The sequence below is a fragment of the Paraburkholderia sp. BCC1885 genome (assembly GCF_900996235.1).
In the GTDB taxonomy this organism is placed as follows: domain Bacteria; phylum Pseudomonadota; class Gammaproteobacteria; order Burkholderiales; family Burkholderiaceae; genus Paraburkholderia.
This window is the reverse complement of record NZ_CAAJGM010000208.1, coordinates 261,483-284,346: the sequence shown is the minus strand read 5'-3', so window position 1 is coordinate 284,346 and position 22,864 is coordinate 261,483. Positions and strand designations below refer to the sequence as shown.

The 22,864-nt window shown below is 63.7% G+C and carries 15 protein-coding genes; 6 read left to right on the top strand and 9 right to left on the bottom strand.

Annotated features, from left to right (window positions below; all coding sequences use genetic code 11):
• Positions 1 to 268 precede the first annotated feature (268 nt).
• A complete protein-coding gene (locus tag FQ755_RS19635; RefSeq protein WP_144156469.1) occupies positions 269 to 745 on the top strand; it encodes a hypothetical protein in 477 nt (158 codons plus the stop codon).
• Between the two features lie 50 nt (positions 746 to 795).
• Here the strand turns inward: FQ755_RS19635 and FQ755_RS19630 are convergent, their stop codons facing one another.
• On the bottom strand, positions 796 to 1,875 hold the full coding sequence (locus FQ755_RS19630; protein WP_144156468.1) for a catalase family protein: 1,080 nt from the start codon (positions 1,873 to 1,875) through the stop codon (positions 796 to 798).
• Between the two features lie 197 nt (positions 1,876 to 2,072).
• Between FQ755_RS19630 and FQ755_RS19625 the strand changes: the two genes are divergently transcribed.
• Positions 2,073 to 2,498 (top strand): CopG family transcriptional regulator, encoded by a 426-nt coding sequence (locus FQ755_RS19625; protein WP_144156467.1) that lies wholly within the window; start codon positions 2,073 to 2,075, stop codon positions 2,496 to 2,498.
• 76 nt (positions 2,499 to 2,574) lie between these two features.
• Entirely contained in the window at positions 2,575 to 3,687 is a 1,113-nt protein-coding gene (locus tag FQ755_RS19620; protein ID WP_144156466.1) for an alpha/beta hydrolase family esterase, read from the top strand.
• Positions 3,688 to 3,788: 101 nt separating this feature from the next.
• Here FQ755_RS19620 and FQ755_RS19615 read toward each other — a convergent pair whose 3' ends face one another.
• Positions 3,789 to 4,808, bottom strand: coding sequence for a porin (locus FQ755_RS19615; protein WP_409937529.1), 1,020 nt, complete (start codon positions 4,806 to 4,808; stop codon positions 3,789 to 3,791).
• Positions 4,809 to 4,813: 5 nt separating this feature from the next.
• A complete protein-coding gene (locus FQ755_RS19610; protein WP_144156464.1) occupies positions 4,814 to 7,216 on the bottom strand; it encodes a glucose/quinate/shikimate family membrane-bound PQQ-dependent dehydrogenase in 2,403 nt (800 codons plus the stop codon).
• Positions 7,217 to 7,478: 262 nt separating this feature from the next.
• On the opposite strand from FQ755_RS19610, the gene FQ755_RS19605 reads away from it, so the two are divergent.
• Together FQ755_RS19605 and FQ755_RS19600 are read left to right on the top strand one after the other, a co-directional pair.
• The gene (locus tag FQ755_RS19605; RefSeq protein ID WP_144156463.1) at positions 7,479 to 7,922 is read left to right on the top strand and encodes a DUF2231 domain-containing protein; all 444 of its coding nucleotides are present in this window, start codon (positions 7,479 to 7,481) and stop codon (positions 7,920 to 7,922) included.
• A gap of 37 nt (positions 7,923 to 7,959) precedes the next feature.
• The gene (locus FQ755_RS19600) at positions 7,960 to 9,234 is read left to right on the top strand and encodes a PQQ-dependent sugar dehydrogenase (RefSeq protein WP_144157045.1); all 1,275 of its coding nucleotides are present in this window, start codon (positions 7,960 to 7,962) and stop codon (positions 9,232 to 9,234) included.
• 28 nt (positions 9,235 to 9,262) lie between these two features.
• Here FQ755_RS19600 and FQ755_RS19595 read toward each other — a convergent pair whose 3' ends face one another.
• The 6 genes from FQ755_RS19595 to FQ755_RS19570 form a co-directional block, all read right to left on the bottom strand.
• A complete protein-coding gene (locus FQ755_RS19595) occupies positions 9,263 to 11,059 on the bottom strand; it encodes a thiamine pyrophosphate-requiring protein (RefSeq protein ID WP_144156462.1) in 1,797 nt (598 codons plus the stop codon).
• A 196-nt stretch (positions 11,060 to 11,255) separates the two neighbouring features.
• On the bottom strand, positions 11,256 to 12,725 hold the full coding sequence (locus FQ755_RS19590) for an efflux transporter outer membrane subunit (RefSeq protein WP_144156461.1): 1,470 nt from the start codon (positions 12,723 to 12,725) through the stop codon (positions 11,256 to 11,258).
• Positions 12,718 to 13,905 (bottom strand): efflux RND transporter periplasmic adaptor subunit, encoded by a 1,188-nt coding sequence (locus tag FQ755_RS19585; protein WP_144156460.1) that lies wholly within the window; start codon positions 13,903 to 13,905, stop codon positions 12,718 to 12,720. Before FQ755_RS19585 ends, FQ755_RS19590 begins: the two co-directional genes overlap by 8 nt.
• On the bottom strand, positions 13,895 to 17,086 hold the full coding sequence (locus FQ755_RS19580; protein WP_144156459.1) for an efflux RND transporter permease subunit: 3,192 nt from the start codon (positions 17,084 to 17,086) through the stop codon (positions 13,895 to 13,897). Before FQ755_RS19580 ends, FQ755_RS19585 begins: the two co-directional genes overlap by 11 nt.
• A 428-nt stretch (positions 17,087 to 17,514) precedes the next feature.
• Positions 17,515 to 18,660, bottom strand: a complete 1,146-nt coding sequence (locus FQ755_RS19575) for a porin (RefSeq protein ID WP_144156458.1) — start codon at positions 18,658 to 18,660, stop codon at positions 17,515 to 17,517.
• Between the two features lie 276 nt (positions 18,661 to 18,936).
• Entirely contained in the window at positions 18,937 to 19,911 is a 975-nt protein-coding gene (locus FQ755_RS19570) for a LysR family transcriptional regulator (protein WP_144156457.1), read from the bottom strand.
• 311 nt (positions 19,912 to 20,222) lie between these two features.
• Between FQ755_RS19570 and acnA the strand changes: the two genes are divergently transcribed.
• Complete coding sequence (gene acnA, locus FQ755_RS19565) at positions 20,223 to 22,859, top strand: aconitate hydratase AcnA (protein WP_144156456.1); 2,637 nt, start codon at positions 20,223 to 20,225, stop codon at positions 22,857 to 22,859.
• The last annotated feature ends 5 nt before the right edge of the window (positions 22,860 to 22,864 follow it).

The following is a 22,864-nucleotide window of genomic DNA, read 5'->3' as shown; positions in this document are numbered from 1 at the left end:
TTGCGTTAGCGCGTAACAGGACGGTAAGGGGCGGGTGAGCGGCGGCGTCAGAACTCAAGGCTCACTCTAATCATATCCGTGAACTTTTCCCCGCATCGCGGCGTCTGTCAATTAGAGCATCACCCTCGGAAGCCGTAAGCGGATCTCTCTTCGAGACACGCGCCCCACGAGGTCCATACCAGTCCAGAGTAGTCGCAAGTCGCGCTTGCCCGCAATTCCCGTCACCCATCGCGTGTTGTCTTTAACACGCCTATCTGGAGGAATTTCCGTGCGAATTTTGACAGTCGCCTTTGCCTTTCTTTTCACCCTGCTTACGGGATGCGCCGCTTACAAGACCCACGAGGCGCGCGATACGCAGGGAGACAAACTCGTTGGCGCCAATATTCAGGATCTGGTGCAATCCGTCGGCATTCCCGACAAAACCATGAAGATCGTCAATACCGGCGGTCCTACTGACCGCATGACCGCGCAATGGAATTTTTCGAATTCAGATGCCGCGTTGGATATGACGCTGATCCTTCTCGATGTGAAGGTGGGCGGCGCCGGCAAATGCACCATGACGGCCACGGTGGATCGCTGGGGCGGCAAGGTGCTGGCCGTGAATTTCCCGCAGGCGCATAGCGACAGCATTGGCTCCGATTACGGCGCGTGCGAGCCGCTGGTCGAGGAGGCGCTCACGCATATGCCGCACACGCCGATCGATCGCAAGTACGACGCGTTCGCGCTCGTCGGCGCGGCGAAATGAGCGCGGTCTTCGGAATCGGCCGCGCGTGATCGATTCAGGCGGCGACGGCGTTACCCATGCACCGGGCAGCCGTTGACCCGCCCGCGAAATTCCGCCGACATTTCATACGCGGGCTTGCGCGAACGCATCACGCCGCCGAGCGGTCGATGTGCCGCCAGTCCGTGCCACGGACTGAACATCATGCCGTCGTCGATGGCAATCGAGCGCGCCTCGGTCCACGCAGGCTGGCGCGCCACGCGAATGCGCGCGACCGGCAGGTACGGGCTCATCGCCTCGTCCCACTTCACCGACGCATCCTCTATCGGCATTTTCTCGATGTCGGTTGCGAGCTGGACTCGCACTTCCCATTCGGCATCCTGGGCCGCAAAGAATGCGTTGACCGCGTCGCGCAGGGCATCCGGGTGACCATTGACGTCGAGCGGCGCGTCGGTCAACGCCGTGAGTGCAGGTGAGACCGGCACTACGCTGAGCTTGGCGAAGTACCTTCCGTACAGGACCGGCACGCAGGTATAAAAAGTCTCGCCAAGAATGTGCGTTTCCGGATGGCCGCCGAGACTCTTGAGCGTGCCGCTTTCGCCGCCCACTGCTTCCACCACTTTTTCCGCGCCGCGCAATACGGCCGACAGCACTTTCTTGCCGGTCGGCGCACGGTTGGTGGTCTTGGCGAGCAGTTTCAGACTCGTGAGGAACGCCTTCGGTGTAGCCGCCGTGAAGGCCGGTGCGTTGATCAGGACAAAGTCCTGAGTGCTGAGCGCTTCGCTGCCCGGCAGTCGTGCGCCCTCGACGTCCTTGATCTTGATGGCGAGACCACGAGGTGTCGAGACGCTGTCGTCGAGAATATCGCCGGGGTTGGTGGAGAGCCGCATCACTACCTTGTGCGTGCCGGGGCGGGCGAAGACACCTTGAGCCAGTTCGGTCGGCAGATTGTCGAGAATGGTGATCTCGCCGTCGAGCAGACCGTGGCTTTTGGCATGGACGCTGCGCACGGCGTGTCCATAATCTTTCGACGTGATCTCAAGAATGTCGTGCAGCGCTTCGACGAGTTGCCGTGTGGTTTCGGCTTCGTCGTCGGGGATCTGCTCGAAGCTCGGATCGAATGGTAGCGGGTGGGTAACGAATGCGTCGCTCATGCTGGGCCTCTGCGATGGGGTGGGGTCGGCGTGCTTTAGTGGCACGCGCAACCATCGTTCCCGGAAGCGCCCTTCGACGCGCCTTGGCGAGGGCTAAAGTCGTCAGCATAGAATCTGTCCCGGCCCTGAATGATGATGTTGCGCTGCAACCAGAACCAGCCTATAACCATCCCTATGGATGGCGAGAGGATGGAAAGATGAAAAATCAGACGATGACCGAGCTACCGCGACCCAAAGGCGGCGACTCGGAAAAGATCACGATCAATCTCGGCCCGGTCGATCTCGGACAGATCGATCTGCTGGTAGAAGAGGGCTTTTATTCGAACCGTACCGATCTGATTCGCACGGCTATTCGTAACCAGCTCGCGCTGCATGCGCAGGCTGTCCACGAAACCATCACGCGTCGTGCGCTGGTGCTCGGACTTCAGCATTTTTCGCGGCAGGATCTCGAGGCGGTGCAAGCTGCAAACGAGCGTCTGAACATTCAGGTGCTCGGTTTGGCGAGCATTGCCGCGGACGTCCCCGCGGAACTCGCACGCGAGACCATCGAAAGCGTCGTGGTACTGGGCGCTTTCCACGCTTCGCCCGCCGTGAAGGCCGCGCTCGCCGGCAGAATCCGCTAGGCACGCGCCGACCGGCTCACTAAAACTTGGCTCACTAGCCCGCCGCTCCGCTTTAACCCCATAACCGGACAAGATCATGAAACAAAATGAAGGATTCCTAAACTCGATGCATGAGGCGATGGCGCTGCTGCGCAACGGTGGCGCGACAGAAGCAACCGAGGTGATACAGCGCGCACTGCGGGGAGAAGCCGGCGGCGCGGCGCGTGAATCCGCGATCCGCGACATCACACCGGGCGCTGCGGATTTCCCGTCTGCGCGTGCAAACGGGAAACCGGCAGACGCTCGCGTGAGGCCGCACGCGAAGGTCGACGTCGATGTCGAAGAGCGCGGCCATTTCAGCACCCTGTCTTATTCGAATGCGGCCGGCCGGCGTCAATACCGGTTATATGTGCCGGCCGGCGCGACCGGCGAGCCGCTCCCGTTGATCGTGATGCTGCACGGTTGCACGCAGGACGCCAACGACTTCGCGCGCGGCACGCAGATGAACGCGCTGGCCGAGCGTCACCGCTGCCTGATCGCGTATCCGGTGCAGCCGCGCGAAGCGAATCAGTCGAAGTGCTGGAACTGGTTCAAGCCTGCTGATCAGCAGCGCGAGCGTGGCGAGCCGTCGCTGATCGCCGGCATCACGCGCGAAATCATCGCGGCCCATCCGGTCGACCCCGCGCGCGTCTACGTCGCCGGCATGTCGGCGGGTGGCGCCATGGCTGCGATCATGCTCGACGCGTATCCGGATCTGTATGCGGCTGCCGGGGTGCATTCGGGTCTTCCTGCGCGCTGCGCGCATGATTTGCCGTCTGCCCTTGCCGCCATGAAAGGCGGCAAGGGCGGCGGCGCGCGTCGCAGTGCAGGCGGCCATGCGAGCGCGGGCGCGCCGCGGCGACCCATGATCGTCTTTCACGGCGACGCCGATACGACGGTGCACATTACCAACGCCACGCGTCTGGTAAAAAATTTCGGTGTACCAACGAATGTGTCTCGCGAAGCGCGCGCGAGCCAGGCGGGTCAACGAACCTGCACGATTGCGCGGCTGGTCTCCGGCGGCGGCGTCGACGCGGAAGTGTGGACCCTGCATGGCGCGGCGCATGCGTGGTCGGGCGGCAATCCTCAAGGCAGCTATACGGACCCGAGCGGTCCGGACGCGAGCGCCGAGATGCTGCGCTTCTTTCTCGATCATCCGCGCCGTGACTGACGATTCGCCTCGCGTGGCGCGGGCAAGCACTGGTCCGTTGCGGCCAGCCACGCCCATTGCCGTCAAGGCAATTCGGCCTTTCACGCAACCACTGCGCCGCTTTAAAACCGGTCGATCATTCCGAACTGGACGCCGCGAACCGGCGCACCCGGATAAGCCGCCGGCAGGCCCGTCACGTCGACACCGCGCAGCGTGAACTCGGCGTCGCCGTGATTGCGCAGGATGCCGGCGCTCGCGTACAGCATGAGCGTGGGCGACATATCGTATTCGCATTGGGCGCTGAACTGGTCGACATTGTTGTCGCCGCCCGACCGGTCGCGCATATAGGTGTAGCCCAGCGAGGCACGAAAGCGCGCCGACACCGCATAGCGTGCCGATACCGACATGCCGTCGTCGTGATAGCGCGGCGAGCCGCCGTCGCCGTTGAAAAACGACACGAACGCGGTGGTCTTGCCGATCTCATACGACACGCCGCCGAGATTGGCGCGCAAGCCGGTGGCGCCGGTGGTCTGCTGGTGTGCGTAGGAAATGTGGAACGGCCCGTTGCGATAAGCGAAGGTCTCGTAACTGCCGGACAGGCCGTTGCCGTTGCCGCTTTGCGGCAATGCCACCATCAGGGTCGTGGTGAAGCCATGCAGATCGGGCGAAAGATAAGCGAGACCATTGTTCGTGTACGGCGTGATCTTCGACAGGTTGTTCAGGCCGGATGCAATCGTGCCCGCGCCGAATGCGTCGAGTCCTCCCTTGAAGGGAATGTAGATGGGCGAATACTGCCGGCCGAGCCGCAGTTCACCCCACGGCGCGCCGACGCCGATCCACGCCTGGCGGTTGAACAGGGTGCCGGCCGTCGCCAGTGCGCCATTGCCCGAATTGAAGCCGTTCTCGAGATCGAACAGGATGCGCGTGTCCGATCCGATCGGCTCTTCGCCGCGCAAGCCGATCCGCGAGCCGCGATACGCGCCCGAATCCACCCGGGGCGTCCAGCCCGATCCCGGGTTGGTGATCTCGATGCTGGTGTCGATCAGGCCGTACAGCGTCACCGCACTTTGCGCGTGAGCGCACTGGGCGCTCGCGCCCAGTGCAACCAGAACGGCAAGCAGGCAGACCGCTCGCTTACGCACGCGGCTCAACTTCCTTCAGGCAACGCGTAGGCGATGACGTAATCGCCCAGTTTCGTGCCGAACGAGCCATGCCCGCCGGCGGCAATCACGACGTATTGCCTGCCGTTGATCGAGTAGCTCATCGGCGTGGCCTGACCGCCCGCCGGCAGGCGGGCCTGCCACAGTTGCTCGCCCGTATTGGTGCTGAAGGCGCGGATATAGTTGTCCGCGGTGGCGCCAATGAAGAACACATCGCCCGCCGTGGTCATGGGGCCACCGAGCATCGGCATGCCCATCTTGAACGGCAGCGGCAGCGGTGAGCTGTCGCGCACGGTGCCGATACGTTTCTTCCAGACAATCTGGTCGGTTTTCAGATCGATCGCCGAGACATAGCCCCACGCCGGCTGTTTGCACGGCAAACCGAGCGGCGACAGAAACGCATTGAGCGTCACGCCGAACGGCACGCCGTACTGCGGTTGCACGCCGGATTCGGTGCCGGTGCCGCCCGCACCGCTGGCAGGCGGTTCCAGCGGATTGTGCGGGCCGCGCGGAATCAGCCGCGAGACGAACGGCAGCGCAATCGGATTGGTAATCGCAATCTGCCGGTCGGTATCGATTGCCATGCCGCCCCACTCGAACATGCCGAGGTTGCCCGGAAACACCAGCGTGCCGCGCTCCGAAGGCGGCGTGAAGGTGCCGTCATAGTTGAGGCGGTGGAACATCACGCGGCAGACCATCTGATCGAACATCGTCGCGCCCCACATGTCGGCGCCGGACAGTTTCTTGCTCGGCCGGTACGTCAGTTCGGAGAACGGCTGGGTGGGCGACAGATGATCGCCCGGCGCCGCGCCTTGCGGAACCGGCTGTTCCGGGGCCGGCACCACGAGTGCGCCGGTGCGGCGATCGAGTACGAAGATATTGCCGGTCTTGGCGGGCGCGTAGACCACCGGCACGACGTTGCCTGATTTGTCGGTGATGTCGGCCAGCGTCGGCTGGGCCGGCAGGTCCATGTCCCACAGGTCGTGATGCACCGTCTGGTAGAACCAGGCCAGCTTGCCGGTCGAGGCATGCAGCGCGAGCAGGCCGCTTGCATAGCGCTCCTGTTCCGGCGTCCGGTTGCCGCCCCAGATGTCGGGTGTGGTCACGCCCATCGGCAGATAGACGATGTCGAGCTTGGCGTCGTAGACGGCGGGCGCCCACGAGTTCGGCGAATTCAGCGAGTAATGCTCGCCGTCGCCGAGCACGGTGTTCGGATCTTTGGCGCCCGGATCGAAGGCCCACAGCAGCTTGCCGGTATCCACGTCGAAGCCGCGGATCACCCCGGAAGGCTCGCGAGTCGAATAGTTGTCCGTCACCGCGCCCGCGACCACGATCACCTTGTCGGTGATGACCGGCGGGGACGTGGGTTCATATTGGCCCGCGGTGGTCACCGGCTGACCGTGTTGCAGATCGAGGTCGCCGTTGTTGCCGAACCCCGGGCAGCGTTGACCCGTCTGCGCGTCGAGGGCGTACAGGTGGCCGTCGTTGACCGGCAGAATCACGCGGCGTGCGCACAGCGCGGGCGCGGCGTTCGCGGCCGGCGTTTGCCCTTTGTCGCCGGTGCTTGCGGCCGTCGAGTCGTGATAGGAGACACCACGGCAGGTCACGTGCTGGAAGCTCGGATCGGTTTTCAGGCCGGGGTCGAATTTCCACGCCAGCTTGCCGGTCGCCGCGTCCAGCGCGAACAGGATCTGGTGCGGCGAGCACAGATAGAGCATGTTGCCCACCTTGATTGGCGTGACTTCGTTGGTGGTTTCGACCGGGTCGCTTGGGCGCTTCATGTCGCCGGTGCGGAAGGTCCACGCCACCTGCAGGTTTTTCACGTTGTCCGCGGTGATCTGCTTCAGCGGCGAGTAGCGCGTGCCTTGCTGCGTGCGGCCGTAGGCGGGCCAGTCGGCTGCCGTTTCGGCCTCTGCCGGCGAGGCCGCTGCTGCTGCATTGGCGCTCACGGTCCCGTTGATTTCCTGCGGATCGTTAAAGGCCGCATACGCGAGCACGAGGCCGCTGAGTATCAGGATGCCGCCCAGCGCCGGCCCCATGTGCTTGCCGGGCGCATCGAGGGTACGGTAGACGAACGGCAGCAACAGCCAGATGCCGAAGATCACCAGCACGTCGAGTCGCGGCGTCAGCGCCCAGAAGTCGAAGCCCACTTCCCACACCGCCCACACGACGGTGCAGAGCAGAAATAGCGCGTAGAGCCCGAGGGCGCTCGCTTTACCTCGGTAAAGCAGGGCAGCCGTGACCAGCATGACCAGGCCGGCGACGACGTAGTAGGGCGAGCCGCCAATCGCGAGCAGCCAGGCTCCGCCAATCAGCAGAAACAGGCCGGCAAGCGCCGCGAACAGCACGCTGAGGAGACGGGCTATGCCTGATGATGCAGTCTTCTGCATGATGACCTCTTGGATTTCTATTAGAGCGTGAAGCGGAACCTGCAGCGGAACGCAGAGCGAACCTGCAGCGGCGAAAGGGCAACCGCATCGAGACGCAAAAAAAGTGCCTGTACTAACAATAGGTCATTTAACCGGTCATTTCGTATCAGGTATGCAGCCTGCTAATAGTGGACGGGAGTCCGCGTGGCGCTCCCATTTTCCCGCATTCGCCTGGGGCAAGCTGCGCGACAGGCATGAAAGTGCCGTGCACGAGGGATTGCCGATGACTCCGACCACCGCCACCTATCGATCGAGATTCGCCCGCGCGATTTTCGATCTGCTCAACCCGATCCCGTATGGCCTCTTTGTCGGGACGCTGATTTTCGACATCACCTACGCCGCCACCGGCAATGTGTTCTGGGGCAAAGGCGCAGCGTGGCTCGTTACCACGGGGCTCTTTTTCGCCATTATTCCGCGCCTGATCAATCTCGGCCACGTATGGCTTTTCTCGCGCAGGCGGGCGGCACGAATAGAACGGGTCGACTTCTGGTTGAACCTGCTGGGCATCGTCGCGGCGATTCTCAACGCCTTTGTCCACAGCCGGGACGCCTATGCGATGGTCCCCGAGAATGTGATCCTGTCGCTGATTACCGTGGCGTTGCTCAGCATCGGGCAATTCGCGCTTGCATTCGCCAGGTTCGATTTCGAAGGAGCCGCTCGTGAATAGATCCATTTTGAATAGCGCGACCGCGCTCACGATCGTCATGCTGCTGAGCGGATGCAATGAGCGCGCACAGTACGATCCGCAAAATCAGGCCGGCGCTAACCCTCCTTTACCAGGCGCGCGCAATTTTTTCACACCGCCCATGCAGGTGCCGAAGTTCGTCGGTTGGCAAAACGGCGCCAAGCCTAAGGTGGCAGACGGCTTGCAGATCGAGGCCATCGCCTCGGGTCTGAAACACCCGCGCCAGGTCTATGCACTCCCCAATGGCGACATCCTCGTGGCCGAATCGAACAGTCCGGACAAAGAGGCCGTGACCACGCCGAAGCAACTGATTGCCGGGCTGGTTACAGGACGCTCGGGCAAGAAAGCCAAAGGCGCCAATCGCATTACGCTGCTGCGCAAACGTGCTGACGGCAGCGGGCAATGGGACAAATACACCTTTATCGACCACCTGCATTCGCCGTTCGGCATGCAGCTCGTCGGCAGCACGCTCTATGTCGCCGATACGGATGCCATCCTGGCGTTTCCCTATCAGGCGGGCGAAACCAGCATTTCGACCCCCGGCGTCGAACTGACCGATCTTCCCGATACCGTCAACCATCACTGGACCAAGGCGCTGCTCGCCAGTCCCGACGGCAAGAAGCTGTTCGTCGGGGTGGGATCGAACAGCAACGTCACCGAGAACGGGCCGGAGGTCGAGTATCGCCGCGCCAACGTGCTGGAAGTGGACATCGCGACGGGCGGCACCCGTATCTATGCAGCCGGCATACGCAATCCCACCGGGCTGCAATGGGAGCCGAAAACCGGACGGCTGTGGGCGGTCGCCAACGAACGCGACGAGATCGGCGCGGATCTGGTCCCCGATTATCTGACCTCGGTGCAGCAAGGGGCGTTCTACGGCTGGCCGTACAGCTACTGGGGCCAGCACGTGGACCCGCGTGCCCAGCCGCAGCGTCCCGACCTGGTGGCGAAGGCGATCAGCCCGGACTATTCGATTGGCTCGCACGTCGCACCGCTCGGACTGCTGTTCGCGGGCGGCGGCAACCTGCCGGCGCAGTATCAAGGCGGCGCTTTTATCGGCGAGCACGGCAGTTGGGACCGTTCGCCGCTGAGCGGTTACGCGGTCGTGTACGTGGCTTTTGAAAACGGTAAGCCGGTGGGGGCGCCGAAACCGGTCGTCACCGGATTTGCTTCGGACGACGAAAAGCAGTTGTATGGCGCACCGGTTGGACTCACGCAGGACAAGGATGGCGCGCTGGTGATCGCGGACGACGTCGGCAATACCGTTTGGCGCGTGAGCAAGGCCGGCGGCTGAACCACGCGTTTTCAGCCGCCTTGCAGTGTTATTTGTCGCGATGTCCCGGAATCACCGCGTCGAGCACCTGCTTGGCGGTTTCGACGATCACATTGCCTTCGTCCGGATCGCCCTTGAGCAGCGTCGAGGCAAACGCCTTGGCCTGCGCGAGCGTGATGTGCGGCGGCAACGGCGCGATATTCGGATCGGCCTTCACTTCGAGCACCACCGGCCGGTCCGAGGCGAGCGCTTCGTCCCAGGCCGCGCCCATGCGTTCGGCATCGTCCACGTAAATGCCTTTCAAACCGATCAATTCCGCAAAGCGGTGATACGGCACGGACGGAATGTCTTGCGACGCGGCGAATTTTGGGTCGCCTTCCATGGCACGCTGTTCCCACGTGACCTGATTCAGGTCGCTATTGTTCAGCACCATGCAGATCCAGCGCGGATTGGCCCACTGTTTCCAGTACTTCGCCACGGTAATGAGTTCTGCCATGTTGTTCATCTGCATCGCGCCGTCACCGACCAGCGCGATCACCGGACGCTCGGGAAACGCGAACTTGGCGGCAATGGCGTAAGGGACGGCCGCGCCCATCGAAGCGAGACCGCCGGAGAGCGAACACATCATGCCGCGCTGTACCTTCAGGTCGCGCGCATACCAGTTCGCGCAGGAACCCGAGTCGCTGGTGACGATGGCATTGGCCGGCACACGCGGCGACAGTTCGTACACCGTGCGTTGCGGATTGACGCCGTCCTTGCCGTTCTCGTGGGCGCGCTTGTCGAGCGTTTTCCACCAGTCCGCGGTCCAGCGTTCGATTTTTTTACGCCATGCGGTATCCGGCTTTTGCTCCAGCAGAGGGAGCAGGGCGCGCAAGGTTTCCGCGCTATCGCCGACCAGATTCACTTCCATCGGGTAGCGCAGGCTCAGCATGTCGGCTTTGAGATCGATCTGCACGCCGCGCGCGGCGCCTTCCTTGGGCAGGAATTCCGCGTAGGGGAAGCCGGAGCCGATCATCAGCAAGGTGTCGCATTCGGTCATCAGGTCGTAGCTGGGCTTGGTGCCGAGCAGCCCGATCGAGCCGGTCACCCACGGCAGATCGTCCGGCAGGACGGCTTTACCCAGCAGCGCCTTGGCGACACCCGCACCCAGTTTTTCGGCGACGGCGATGACTTCGTCAGTGGCATCGAGCGCGCCGGCCCCGACCAGGATGGCGACTTTTTTGCCGGCGTTAAGGACGTCCGCAGCCTGTTGCAGATGGTCGGGATAGGGTACGAGGCGAGGCGCACGGTAACCTACGCCCGAGTGCAGCGTGCCGTGCTTGCGGCCAGGGGCTTCGTAAGCCAGGTCCTGCAGATCGTTAGGCAGCACGATGGCGGTCACCTTGCGTTCCGCCAACGCGGTGCGCACGGCGCGATCCACCAGATGCCGCACCTGCGAAGGCACACTGGCCTGTTCGACGAACGCGCCGGCCACGTCCTTGAACAGGGAAACCAGATCCAGTTCCTGCTGATAGTGGCCGCCGAGCGCGGCGCGCGCCTGCTGCCCGGCAATCGCCAGCACCGGCATGTGATCCATGCGGGCATCGTAGAGGCCGGTAATCAGATGCGATGCGCCTGGCCCCGAGGTGGCGATGCATACGCCCAGTTCGCCGGTGAATTTCGCATGCGCCGAGGCCATGAAAGCCGCCATTTCTTCATGACGGACCTGAACGAACTCGATTTTTCCATCCGCCCGGTTAAGCGCGCCGAACACGCCGTTGATGCCGTCTCCCGGGTAGCCGTAGATACGACGAACGCCCCACGCATGCAGTCGCTCGACGATGAAATCACCGACGGTTTGGCTCATTGCAATCTCCACGAAACAGATGACGAGGACGGCGTGGGTACATCGCGCGCCGCAGCATATTCATGCTGCTTCGAGCAACGACTGTTCCTGGTCTGAACCGGTTTCGTCGAGTGGGATTGTGCGCCGGCTGTCCGTCGGCGACCGGGCGGGGCTGAGCATGTCGCTAGCGAAGCGACACGCTCAGCCCCGCCAGGCGTCAATTGGTTGCATGCTCGCCGTTCGCCGCCACCAGCGCGGGCGTGGCGGCCACGAGGGCCAGCTCGTCGCTGGACCAGCCGCCGCCCAGCGCGTGCAGCAACTGCACGTTGGCGCTCAATTGCCGCGTCTGGATATCGAGCACGCTGCGCTCTGCATCGAGTGCCACGGTCTGCGCCTGCACCACATCCAGATAGCCCACCGTGCCTTGCTTGTACTGACGCGTCGCGAGGTCGACGGTGGTTTGCGCGTAAGCGGCCGCATCGCGTTGTTGAGCCAGCGCGGTGCCGAGATACGACAGCAGCGAGAGGTTATCTTCAACCTGCTGGAACGCGGACAGCACCACGCCGCGATAGCGCTCGCCGGCTTCTTCGGTGGCCGCCTTGGCCGCGTCGAGTTTCGCGCGACGGAAGCCGCCGTCGAAGACGTACTGCACGAGTTGCGGTCCGATCGCCCAGAAGGCGTTCGGCGCGCTCACCAGCCCGGCATAGGCCGCGCTCTGCACGCCGCCTTGCAGGCCGAGCGTGATGTCCGGGAAATACGCCGCGCGCGCCACGCCGATCTGCGCATTGGCCTCCGCCACGCGGCGCTCCGCCGCGGCGACATCAGGGCGGCGCTGCAGCAGCGTCGAAGGCAGGCCGGTGGGAATCACCGGCAACGCGATGGCCGCCGTTTGCTGCGGCAGACTGAACTCCGACGCCGACGCGCCTACCAACACCGCAATCGCATGTTCAAGCAGCGCGCGCTGGGCGAGATTCTGCGAGAGCTGCGACTGCGCCGAGGAAAGCTGCGTCTGCGCACGCGACACGTCGAGGCCGGACACGATGCCGCTGCCATGCAGCGTTTGCGTGAGTTGCAGCGCCTTGGCGAAGGCCGCCTCGGTCTGCGTCAATAGTTCGGTCTGCTGATCGAGTCCGCGTAGCTGGATGTAGCTGTCGGCCAGTTCCACCTGCAGGCTGAGCTGCACCGAAGCGAGATCGGCCTTGGTCGCCTGGGCTTCGTCCTTGCCGGCCAGCACGGAGTCGCGCACGCGGCCCCACAGGTCGAGGTCGTATTTGACCGAGGCGCCGAGCGTGACGGAGTTGTAATCGGCCGGGCCATTGCCGCGCAACGGCGCGGTGTCGGATTGACGCTCGCGCAGCGGCGCGGCGTTCACGCTGACGGTCGGATAGAGTCCCGACTCCACCTGGGCGACGAACGCCTGAGCCTGCTGATAGTGCGCGTAGGCCGCGCGCAGGTCGGTGTTGTGGGCGAGCAGGCGGGTTTCGAGATCGTCGAGCTGGCTGTCGCCGTAGATCTTCCACCAGCCGTTGCGGTCGATCTGGTCGGCCGGCTGCGCGCTAGTCCACGGGCCGATGGTTTTGTATTGCGCGGCGACCGGCGTGGGCGGGACGTGATAATCCGGCGCGAGCGAACAGGCGGAGAGGGCGACGGCGCCTGAGAGCAGCACCGGAAGTCCATACTTAACCATGTGCCGCCGCCTTCTTGTCAGCCGCCGTGGCGATCTGCACGTGGTCGCCGTCGACGAGGCCGTCCGGCGGCGTATCGATCACGCGGTCGCTGGCGGCGAGGCCTGCGCCGATCTCCACCGAGTCGCCCAGGTCGCGGTCGATCTTCACGTGCTTGAACTGCACCTGGTCGTTCGCGCCCAAGGTAGCGACCATCACGCCGCGGCTGTCGAACACCAGCGCGCTGGCCGGCACGCGCACCGCGTCCGCGGCGACCGGCAGCGTGAACTTGAGGCTGGCGAAACCGCCTGGCAGCAGCTTGCCGTTGGTGTTGTCCACCAGCAGCTGCACGAGCGTCGTGCCGGAACTCGAATTGACCGAATCCGCCGCCGCGATGACGCGCGCGGTGAACTGCTGGTCCGGATACTCGGGCACGGTCAGCGATGCGGTGGTGCCGTCATGGATGGCCGGCGAGAAGTTCTGCGGCACCTGCACGTAGACGCGCAACTGCTTGACCTCGGACACATCGAAGAGCGCCTGGCCGACGCCGCCGCTGCCCGCATTCACCAGCGCGCCGACGTCGGTATCGCGCGCCGTCACCACGCCGTCGAACGGCGCCACCACGCGCGCGAACGCCTTGGTGGCGACCAGCCGGTCGACGTTGGCCTTGGCCGCTGCGGCGATGGCGTTGCGTGCGGTGTAGTCGGCGGTGCGCTGGTCGACGTCCTGCTGGGCGACCGAATCGGTGCCGCGCAATGCTTCCCAGCGCTTGGCCGTGGTGCCGGCCACCAGCGCATTGGCCTGCGCGCTCTGCAGATCGGCGCGCGCCTGGATCAATTGCTGGTCGAGCTCCGGCGTGTCGATTTCAGCCAGCACCTGGCCGGCCTTGACGTGTGTGCCGATATCGGCATTCCACGACTTCAGATAACCGCTGACCTGGGCGAAGATCGGCGCCCGCGTATAGGCTTCGAGCCGGCCGGGTAGTTGCAGCGACGGCCCGTTGGCGTCCTTGATCGGCGTGATCAGGTTGACGGTCTGCACGGACTGGGCGTCGGTCCAGGTCTTGAGCTTGCGTGCGTCGACGGCGCGCAGCGCGAGGCCCGCGGCGACGATGCCGAGCACGACCAGCACGCCGACAATGGCCGCAACCTTGAGCGGACGGCGCGACGGCGGATTAGCGGGGAAAGCGGATTCAGACGACATGTGCAGGACCTCCCGAAGCGGCTGCCGGGGTAGCCGCGCGCCCGGGGCGCGCGTGGACGATACAGAAAATGACGGGGACGAGGAACAGCGATGCGGTCGTGGCGAACAGCAGGCCGCCGATCACGGCGCGGCCAAGCGGCGCGTTCTGCTCGCCGCCTTCGCCGAGCGCGAGGGCCATCGGCGCCATGCCGATGATCATCGACAGCGCGGTCATCAGCACCGGACGGAAACGCGTGAAGCCTGCTTCGAGCGCGGCCTTGAAGGGATCGCCGTGTTCGGCGAGCCGCTCGCGGCAGAAGCTGACCACCAGAATCGAGTTGGCCGTGGCCACCCCCATACACATGATGGCGCCGGTCAGCGCGGGTACGGAGAGGGTGGTGTGGGTGGCGAACAGCATCCACACGATGCCTGCCAGTGCGGCCGGCAACGCGGTCACGATCACGAACGGATCCGCCCACGACTGGAAGTTCACCACGATCAGCAGATAGATCAGCACCACCGCGCCCAGCAGGCCGAACAGCATGCCCGAGAAGGCACTGTTCATGGTTTGCACCTGGCCGAGCAGGGCGACCGTGGTCCCCTTCGGCAAGGCGTGGGCGTTTTGCTGCACGATGCGCTGGATATCGGAGGCCACTGCGCCAAGGTCGCGGTCCTGGGTGGTCGCGAAGATTTCGACCATCGGCTGGATGTTGTACTGGCTCACCACTTCGTTGCTGCTGGTGCGCTGGACCGTGGCGAGGCCGCCGAGAATCTGCGAGGCGCCGCCGCCGCTCGCGGTGATCGGCAGATTTTGCAGGGCCGAGAGCGAATCGAGGCTGTATTGCGGCGTCTGCATCACGATCGGATACGACACGCCGTTGGCATTATTCAGCCAGAAGGTCGGCGCCACCTGGCTCGAACCCGCGAGGTTCACCACCATGCTGTTGGTCACGTCGCGTTCGGTGATGCCCACCAGTTGCGCGCGGGTCCGGTCGACGTCCACGTTGAAAGTGGGATTGCCTTGCGACTGCGCGATCCGTGCATCCACCACGCCCGGCACGTCGCGGATCTGGCCAAGAATGCGATCCGCGTAGGTGAAGTTCGCCGCCAGGTTATTGCCGCGAATCTGCAGATCGATCGGCGCGGGCGAGCCGAAGTTCAGAATCTGGCTGATGATGTCCGCAGGCGGGAACGAGAAGGTGACGCCGGGGAATTCGCGCGGCAGTTTCTCGCGCATGGTGCGCACATATTCGGCGGTCGGCGCATGCCCTTCGTTCAGCGCAATCTGGATGTCGCCGTCCTGCGAGCCCACCGTGCCGGTGTTGTTGTACGCGGTGTTGATGCCGCTCACCGGCAGGCCCATGTTGTCGACCACGGTGCCCAGATCGGCCGGCGGAATGATCTCGCGGATCGCGCCTTCCACATTGGCGAAGATCTGCGCGGTCTTCTCGACGCGCACGCCAACCGGCGCCCGCACGTGCATCAGGATCTGGCCGGCGTCGACGGCCGGGAAGAAGTTGCGGCCAAGGAACGGCACGAGGGCGAACGAAATCAGCACGAAGCTGAGAAAGCCGATCACGAACGGGCCGCGATGCGTCAGCGCCAGTTCGAGCAGGCCGTGATAACCGGCGCGCACTTTCTCGAAGCGCGCCTCGAAGCCGCGCTGAAAACGCCCGAGCGGACCGGGCCGCTTGGGTTCGTGGCCTTCCTCGTGCTGCACGTGTTGCTTCAGCAGATACTTGGCCATGGTCGGCACCAGCGTGCGCGAGAGGATGAACGAGGAGATCATCGCGAAGATCACCGCCTCGGCCATCGGCACGAACAGGAAGCGCGCCACGCCGTTCAGGAAGAACATCGGCACGAACACGATACAGATACACAGCAGCGAAACGAACGCGGGCGTCACGATCTGCGCGGCGCCGTCGAGAATCGCCGTCTCCACCTCTTTGCCGTGTTCGAGGTGCCAGTTGATGTTTTCGATGGTCACCGTCGCATCGTCGACCAGAATTCCCACCGCCAGGGCGAGGCCGCCGAGCGTCATGATGTTCAGCGTCTCGCCGAGCGCGGACAGCGTCGCAATGGAGCCGAGAATCGCCAGCGGAATCGAGGTGGCGATGATGATGGTGGAGCGCCAGCTGCCGAGGAACAGCAGAATCATCAGGCTGGTGAGCACGGCGGCGATCACGCCTTCGCGCGCCACGCCGGTGATGGCCGCGCGCACGAACAGCGACTGGTCGCCGATCGGATCGATCTGCAGATTGTCGGGCCACGAGGCCTTCGCGGCGGCGATCTGAGCCTTGATGCCGGAGATGATGCCGAGCGTGGACACCGAACCGTTCTTCAGCACCGACATCAGCACCGAACGCTTGCCGTTCACGTGCACGATGTTGGTCTGCGGCGGGCTGCCGTCGCGCACGTTGGCGATGTCGCGGATATACACCGTGGTGCCGTTGGCCGCCTTGATCGGCAGGTCGCCGAGCGCCTTGATCTGCGAGGGCGCGTCGTTCAGTTGCAGCGTGTATTCGTAGTCGCCGATCTTTTCCGTGCCGACCGGCGTGATCAGGTTCTGGGTCGCGAGCGCGTTGGCCACGTCCTGCGCGGACAAGCCGCGTGCCTGCATGGCGACCGGGTCGACGTCGATCTGCACCTGACGGGTCTTGCCGCCGAACGGATACGGAATCGCCGCGCCGGCGACGGTCGTCAGAACCGGACGCACCGCATTCAGGCCCAGGTCGCCGAGGTTCTGCTCGGTCAGCCCTTTACCCGACAATGCGAGCTGGATGATCGGCACCGTCGAGGCGTTGTAGTTCAGGATCAGCGGCGGCGTGGTGCCGGGCGGCAACTGCCGCAACTGGGTCTGCGCGACGGCGGTCACCTGCGCGTTGGCGGTACTGATGTTGACGCCGGGCTGGAAGAAAATCTTGATGATGCCGAAGCCCGCCACCGACTCGGCTTCGATGTGCTCGACGTCGTTGACGGTGGTCGTCAGGGTGCGTTCGAAAGGCGAGGTGATGCGGCCGACCATCTGGTCCGGCGGCAGGCCCGTGTACTGCCACACCACGCTGATGACCGGAATCCGGATGTCGGGGAAGATGTCGGTGGGCGTTTTAAGCGCCGACAAGGGGCCGATGATCAGGATGAAGATCGCCAGAACGACGAAGGTGTAGGGTCGCCGGAGGGCTATTCGGACTAGGGCGAGCATGAGGATTCCAGGGCTTGGGAAAAGACGTCGTTGTTGCGCTCGGTGCAGGCAATCAGCGACTCCGTAGCCCGAACCAAGCCAGAATGTACACAAAGCCCGGAATTGCTGCTGACAGGAAAAAAAGTCCTGTTTGTTGCCGCAGCGTCAAGGCGACGCAGCGTACCGGGCGGTAAACCGATTTAAAAGGGACATTTCGCACAATACAGTTGTGCAAAAAACAGCAGGACTGCACTTCGGCCCGATGCGCCGCGAAAGCGGATCGGCCTGCGCAGCGTGCCCACTATCCGGATGTCCAAAGTGGATATTCAAAGCGCCGCGCGCCTCGCCCAAGGCACGCATGAAAATGCCGTCCGGCTCGTGGCCGGACGGCATTTCCCCGATTACAGCGGTAACTCTGTTGCAGCGGCCGTTAGAGCGCCGCGATCCGCTTAGAACGTATGACGGATACCTGCCGTCACGGCAACCTGGTTGTTGGTGGCCGATGCATTCGACAGACCATTGATCATTGCGCCGATGTTCAGGCCGTCTTCGATCACGTGCTGATATTCGCCTTGCAGGTACAGCTCAGTGCGCTTGGACAGCAGATAAGCGGCCTGAATGTTCACCTGGTTCCACTTCGGATCGGCGCCGTTCAGGCTGCCGTCGGTATACGTATAGGCGCCCGCCAGGCTGATAGCCGGCGTGATCGCGTAACGGCCGTTCACTTCATAGTTGTTAAAGCGCGCGCTGCCGCCATTGAGCGCCACACCGCCGGTCACGCCCGATTGGCTCGCCGAAATGCCGAACGCCTGGTTCAGGAGCGTCTGCGTAAACACGAAGCCTGCCACAGCCGGGCCGAACGCGTATTTGGCGCCCGCACCCCAGGTGCGCTGGCGGCCTGCGAAGAAGGTGTCGTCGCCGTCGAGTGCGCCATTGGTGTTCGTAATGGCCGCCGAGGTGACGTCGTTATTCAGTTGCAGGTAGCCCGCTGCGACCGTCAGGCCGGCGTAGTTATACGACGCGCCGAAGCTGTACGCGCGGTTGTTCGCGAACTCGCCCGCCTGGTTCGAGAAGCCGTACAAGGCGCCGAACTTGAAGCCGCTGTAGTTGGCGCTCTGGAACTTGATCGAGTTGTCGACGCGGAAATCGTTGTCGAGGTTGTCGTTGTCGAACGGGTGGGCGAAGTACGTGCCGCCGTATTGCGTGCCGGTCAGCGCGAGCGGGCCGACGTAGTCGACCACGCTGTCGTACTGGCGACCCAGCGTGACGCCGCCGTACTGATCGTCAGCCAGCCCGACGAAGGCCTGACGGCCAAACAGACGACTGTTCTGGCGCAGGCCGCCGGTGTCGACGTTAAAGCCGTTTTCCAACTGGAAGATCGCCTTCAGACCGCCACCGAGGTCTTCGTTACCACGCAGACCCCAACGGCTCGTATTGATCGCACCGTCGGTGACTTGCCAGTTGCTGTGGCCCGACTGGTTGCTGGTGTAGGTGATGCCCGTGTCGATAATGCCGTACAGCGTAACGCTGCTCTGCGCGTGAGCGGCAGTCGCAAAAGCGCCCGTCAGGGCAGCTAACATTACGGTCTTTTTCATGTCTTTCGCTCCGTGGTCTTGCTGAGTTTGCTTATCTGTTGACCCTTGGTTTAGGGCAGGTGCAGTTTAGTGAGGCTCATGCGCGGTGAATCCACGATTTTTAGCAATACTGATTTTTTTGTCTGCAACGATGCTGCTGGAATAAATCGCAAGACCCTGATGCCAAAAGCGATTCGGCGGTGCGCGCAGCGTTCCTGAAGGCGCGCGCATGGGGTCCTGGGGCCGTTGCCCCCAGCAAATTTTTGGCATCGAATGATGCGCAAATACAACGCGAAGTCATGTTTGCGAGGTCCGCAAGCGTGATGTGCGAGGCTGGGCGGCTGCGACTTCAGCATCTGCTTGAACGTCTGTCGCGCCCTGCGGCGTCGGATTGAAATGCCCGAACAGATGATGGATAAACGTGCGCAGCTTGGCCGGAAAATAACGGCGGCTCGGGTACACGATGTTGATCTCGATCTGCGGCAGACGATAGCCGGCGAGCAGCGGCACAAGCGCGCCGCGCTGGATGTCCTGTTCGATCAGATAGCTGGGCAGCACCGCGATGCCCATGCCGAGCAGCGCAAACTGCCGCAGCATTTCCATATTGTTGGCGGCGATCTTGTTGGTCGGGCTCACCCGTGTTTCGCCGCTGCGGCCGGTGAAGATCCACCCCTCGCCCCAAGGGCTCGAAGAGAGGAACAGACACGGATAGTCGACCAGTTGTTCGGGGTGCGTCGGCGTGCCGTGCCGGTGCAGATAATCGGGCGTCGCGCACACGGTCACGGCGGCTGTCGTCAATGGACGTGTCACGACACCGGCGTGGCGCGTGTTCCGCTCGATCACGATGCCGACGTCGAATCCCTCTTCGACCAGATCCACCTGGCGGTCCACCAGCGTGATGTCGGGCACGACCCGCGGATAGCGCGCGGCATAGCGCTGCAGGACGGGCGCGAGCTTGTGCAGGCCAAATACCACGGGCGCAACCATGCGCAAGGTGCCGGCCGGCTCCTGGTTGCGCGAGGTCACCATCTGCTCGACGTCGTCCAGCTCCTCGAGAATCTGCCGCACGTGCTTCAGATACACCTGACCGGATTCCGTGGGCGACAGACTGCGGGTGGTGCGATTGAGCAATCGCGTACCCAGATGTCCTTCGAGATCGGCGACGTGACGCGTCGCCACGGCGTTGGAGATTCGCAGCGCGCTGGCGGCGCGCGCGAAACCGCCCAGGTCCACCACCTTGACGAAGACGCGCATTGAATCCAGATGATCCACGGTACTACTCCTGCTGCTGCTGTTCCGCGTGAGACCTGTGCCGCGTGCGGGCACGATAGTCCTTGAGACGCGGCAGATTGTAGGAGAGCATCACTGGCCGCACTCTGACGTTCAAATGGCAACGCCGCCACATTTTGCAAATCCGCAGTGCGAGGCCGTCATGACTTATTGCGGCGTGTGCGGCGTTCGGTTTGAACGCTGCGTATCGTAGACATCCGATACGGGTGTGCCGGCGTGGTTCAGGCAGGGCGCCATGATGCGGTTTTCGTGTATATTGCATTTTGACGATTGAAAGTGCAAAAACTCGAAACATGGAAAATCTCTCGCTTTCTTCTCCACGCCGCTTGAGTGTCGGCAACGCCTCCTACCGTTTCGTCGATCTGCCTGCGCTCTTCGGCGCGCAATTGCAATCGCTGCCGGTAGTCTTGCGCCTGCTGCTGGAGAACGTGATCCGCAATGCCAGCGGGAGCGAACGGGATAGCGCGGTGCGCGCCATTTTTGCGTGGCTCGAACACGGTACGAGCGAGGCGGAAATCGCGTTTCATCCCGGCCGGGTGCTGATGCACGACACCACCAGCACTCCGGCGCTCGTCGATATCGCCGCCATGCGTGACGCGCTGGCGGAACAGGGCATCGATCCAGCCGTGCTAAATCCTGGGTTGCCGGTGGACGTGTCGGTCGACCATTCGCTAGCCGTCGAATACTTCGCGCGCCCGGACGCGGCAGCGGATAACCTGCAGCTCGAACTGCGCCGCAATCAGGAGCGCTACCGCTTTTTACGCTGGGCATCCGGGGCGCTGAGGGGCGTGCGGATTCATCCGCCCGGCACGGGCATCATGCATACGATCAACCTCGAACAGCTCGCGAGCGTCGTGTCGACGGAAAGCCGCGACGGCGAAACCTGGGCGGTCCCCGATACGCTGATCGGCACGGACAGCCATACGCCGATGATCAACGGGATTGGCGTGCTTGGCTGGGGTGTGGGCGGGCTGGAAGCGCAGACGGTGATGTTCGGCTTGCCTGTCATGCAGCGGATTCCGGACGTCATAGGCGTGCGCTTGACCGGCACTCTGCCGCCAGGCACCTGGGCCACGGATCTGGCTTTGACGGTGACGCAACGTCTGCGTCAGATCGGCGTCTCGGGGGAGTTCGTCGAGTTCTTCGGACCGGGCGTCGCCACCTTAAGTGCGGGCGAGCGCGCCGTGGTGGCCAATATGGCGCCGGAATACGGCGCGACGACCGGCTACTTTGCGGTGGACGACCACACGTTGGCCTATCTTCGCTCGACCCATCGCGAGGAAAATGCGGTCCGTCTGGTCGAGGCATACACGAAACACACCGGCCTATGGTTCGACCCGAACGCCGAGCCGCGTTACACACGCGTGCTCGACCTCGAGCTGGGCGTAATCGGCATGCACGTGGCCGGCCCGCGCCGTCCGCAGGACCTGCTGAGCTATGCCGATACGGCGAAGACACTGGCGGCGTTGAGGTTCACGCCGGCGCACGCGCCTGGCGAGACCGGCATGCCGAAGCACCCGGTCGTCATCGCGGCCATTACGAGTTGCACCAACACGTCCGACCCTGCGCTTCTGATCGCTGCAGGGCTCGTCGCGCGCAAGGCGCACCGCATCGGATTGAAAACGCCTGCATGGGTCAAAACCTCGCTGGCGCCAGGCTCGCCCGCGGCCGCCGATTATCTGAAGCGGGCGGGGCTGATCGAGGATTTGTCGGCGGTCGGCTTCGACATTGTCGGCTACGGTTGCACGACCTGCATTGGCAACTCGGGTCCGTTGACTGTTCCTGTCCAAAAGGCGCTAGCCGACCAGTCGATTCATCCGGTGGCCGTGTTGTCCGGCAACCGCAATTTCGCGGGCCGCATTCATCCCGAGCTCGATCTTGGCTTCATCATGTCGCCGCCTCTGGTGATCGCGTTCGCGCTCGCCGGCAATGCTGAAGTGGATCTGAGCCACGAACCCGTGCAGGTCGCCGCTGATGGCACGCCGGTCTATTTACAGGACCTGTGGCCGACGCGCGAAGAAATCGCGGCGCAGCTCGCCATTGCCGCCGCGCCGCAAGACTTTCCCCGTGCGTTCGCTATCGCGAGTCAAAATCCGGTCTGGCGTGGCCTGAGCGCGCCGGCTAGCCAGCGCTTTCCATGGGACCCGAAATCAACCGCCTTGCGTCGGCCGCCGTTTGCCGCCCTCACTGAAGCGAGCCAGTTTGGCTGCTATCGGGCTTATCCGCTGCTCGTGCTCGGTGACGACATCACCACTGACCACATCTCACCCGCAAGCGCGATTCCGCGCGACAGCATGGTGGCCGATTATCTGGTCGAGCGTGGCGACGACCGCAATGACCTGAACGTGTTTGCGTCCCGGCGCGGCAACTGGGAAGTGATGGTGCGCGCGGCGTTCTACAGCAAGACGCTGGTCAACCTGCTCAGGCGCGACGCGCCGATCGCCCACACGCTCCACATCCCAAGCGGCGACGTGCTGCCGATCTTCGAAGCGGCCGAGCGCTACCGCCGGCAAGGCGAGCCGGTCGTGCTGATCGCGGGCGAACGCTACGGCACGGGTTCCTCACGCGATTGGGCGGCCAAAGGGCAGCGGCTGCTGGGCATCCGCGCGGTGCTGGCCGTGAGCTTCGAACGCATTCATCGCTCCAACCTGATCGGCATGGGGATTCTGCCGCTGCGTCTGCCGCCGGGCGTCAATCCCGCGACGCTGAACATCCAGCCGGGTGATACGGTTGAAGTCGATGCGCCAGCGGATAAGCTCGCGCCGCGCTGCGCGGTGCCGGTTCGCATCAACCGGGTAAAGGGAAATGGCAGAATTGAAGCATTCGAAGCCACCGCGGCCGTCGAAACGCAACTGGAGGTGCAACTGCTGCGCTCCGGCGGCGTGATTCCTTCGATCCTGCGTAAAACCCTCGCGGCGCACGCGCATTGATGCGG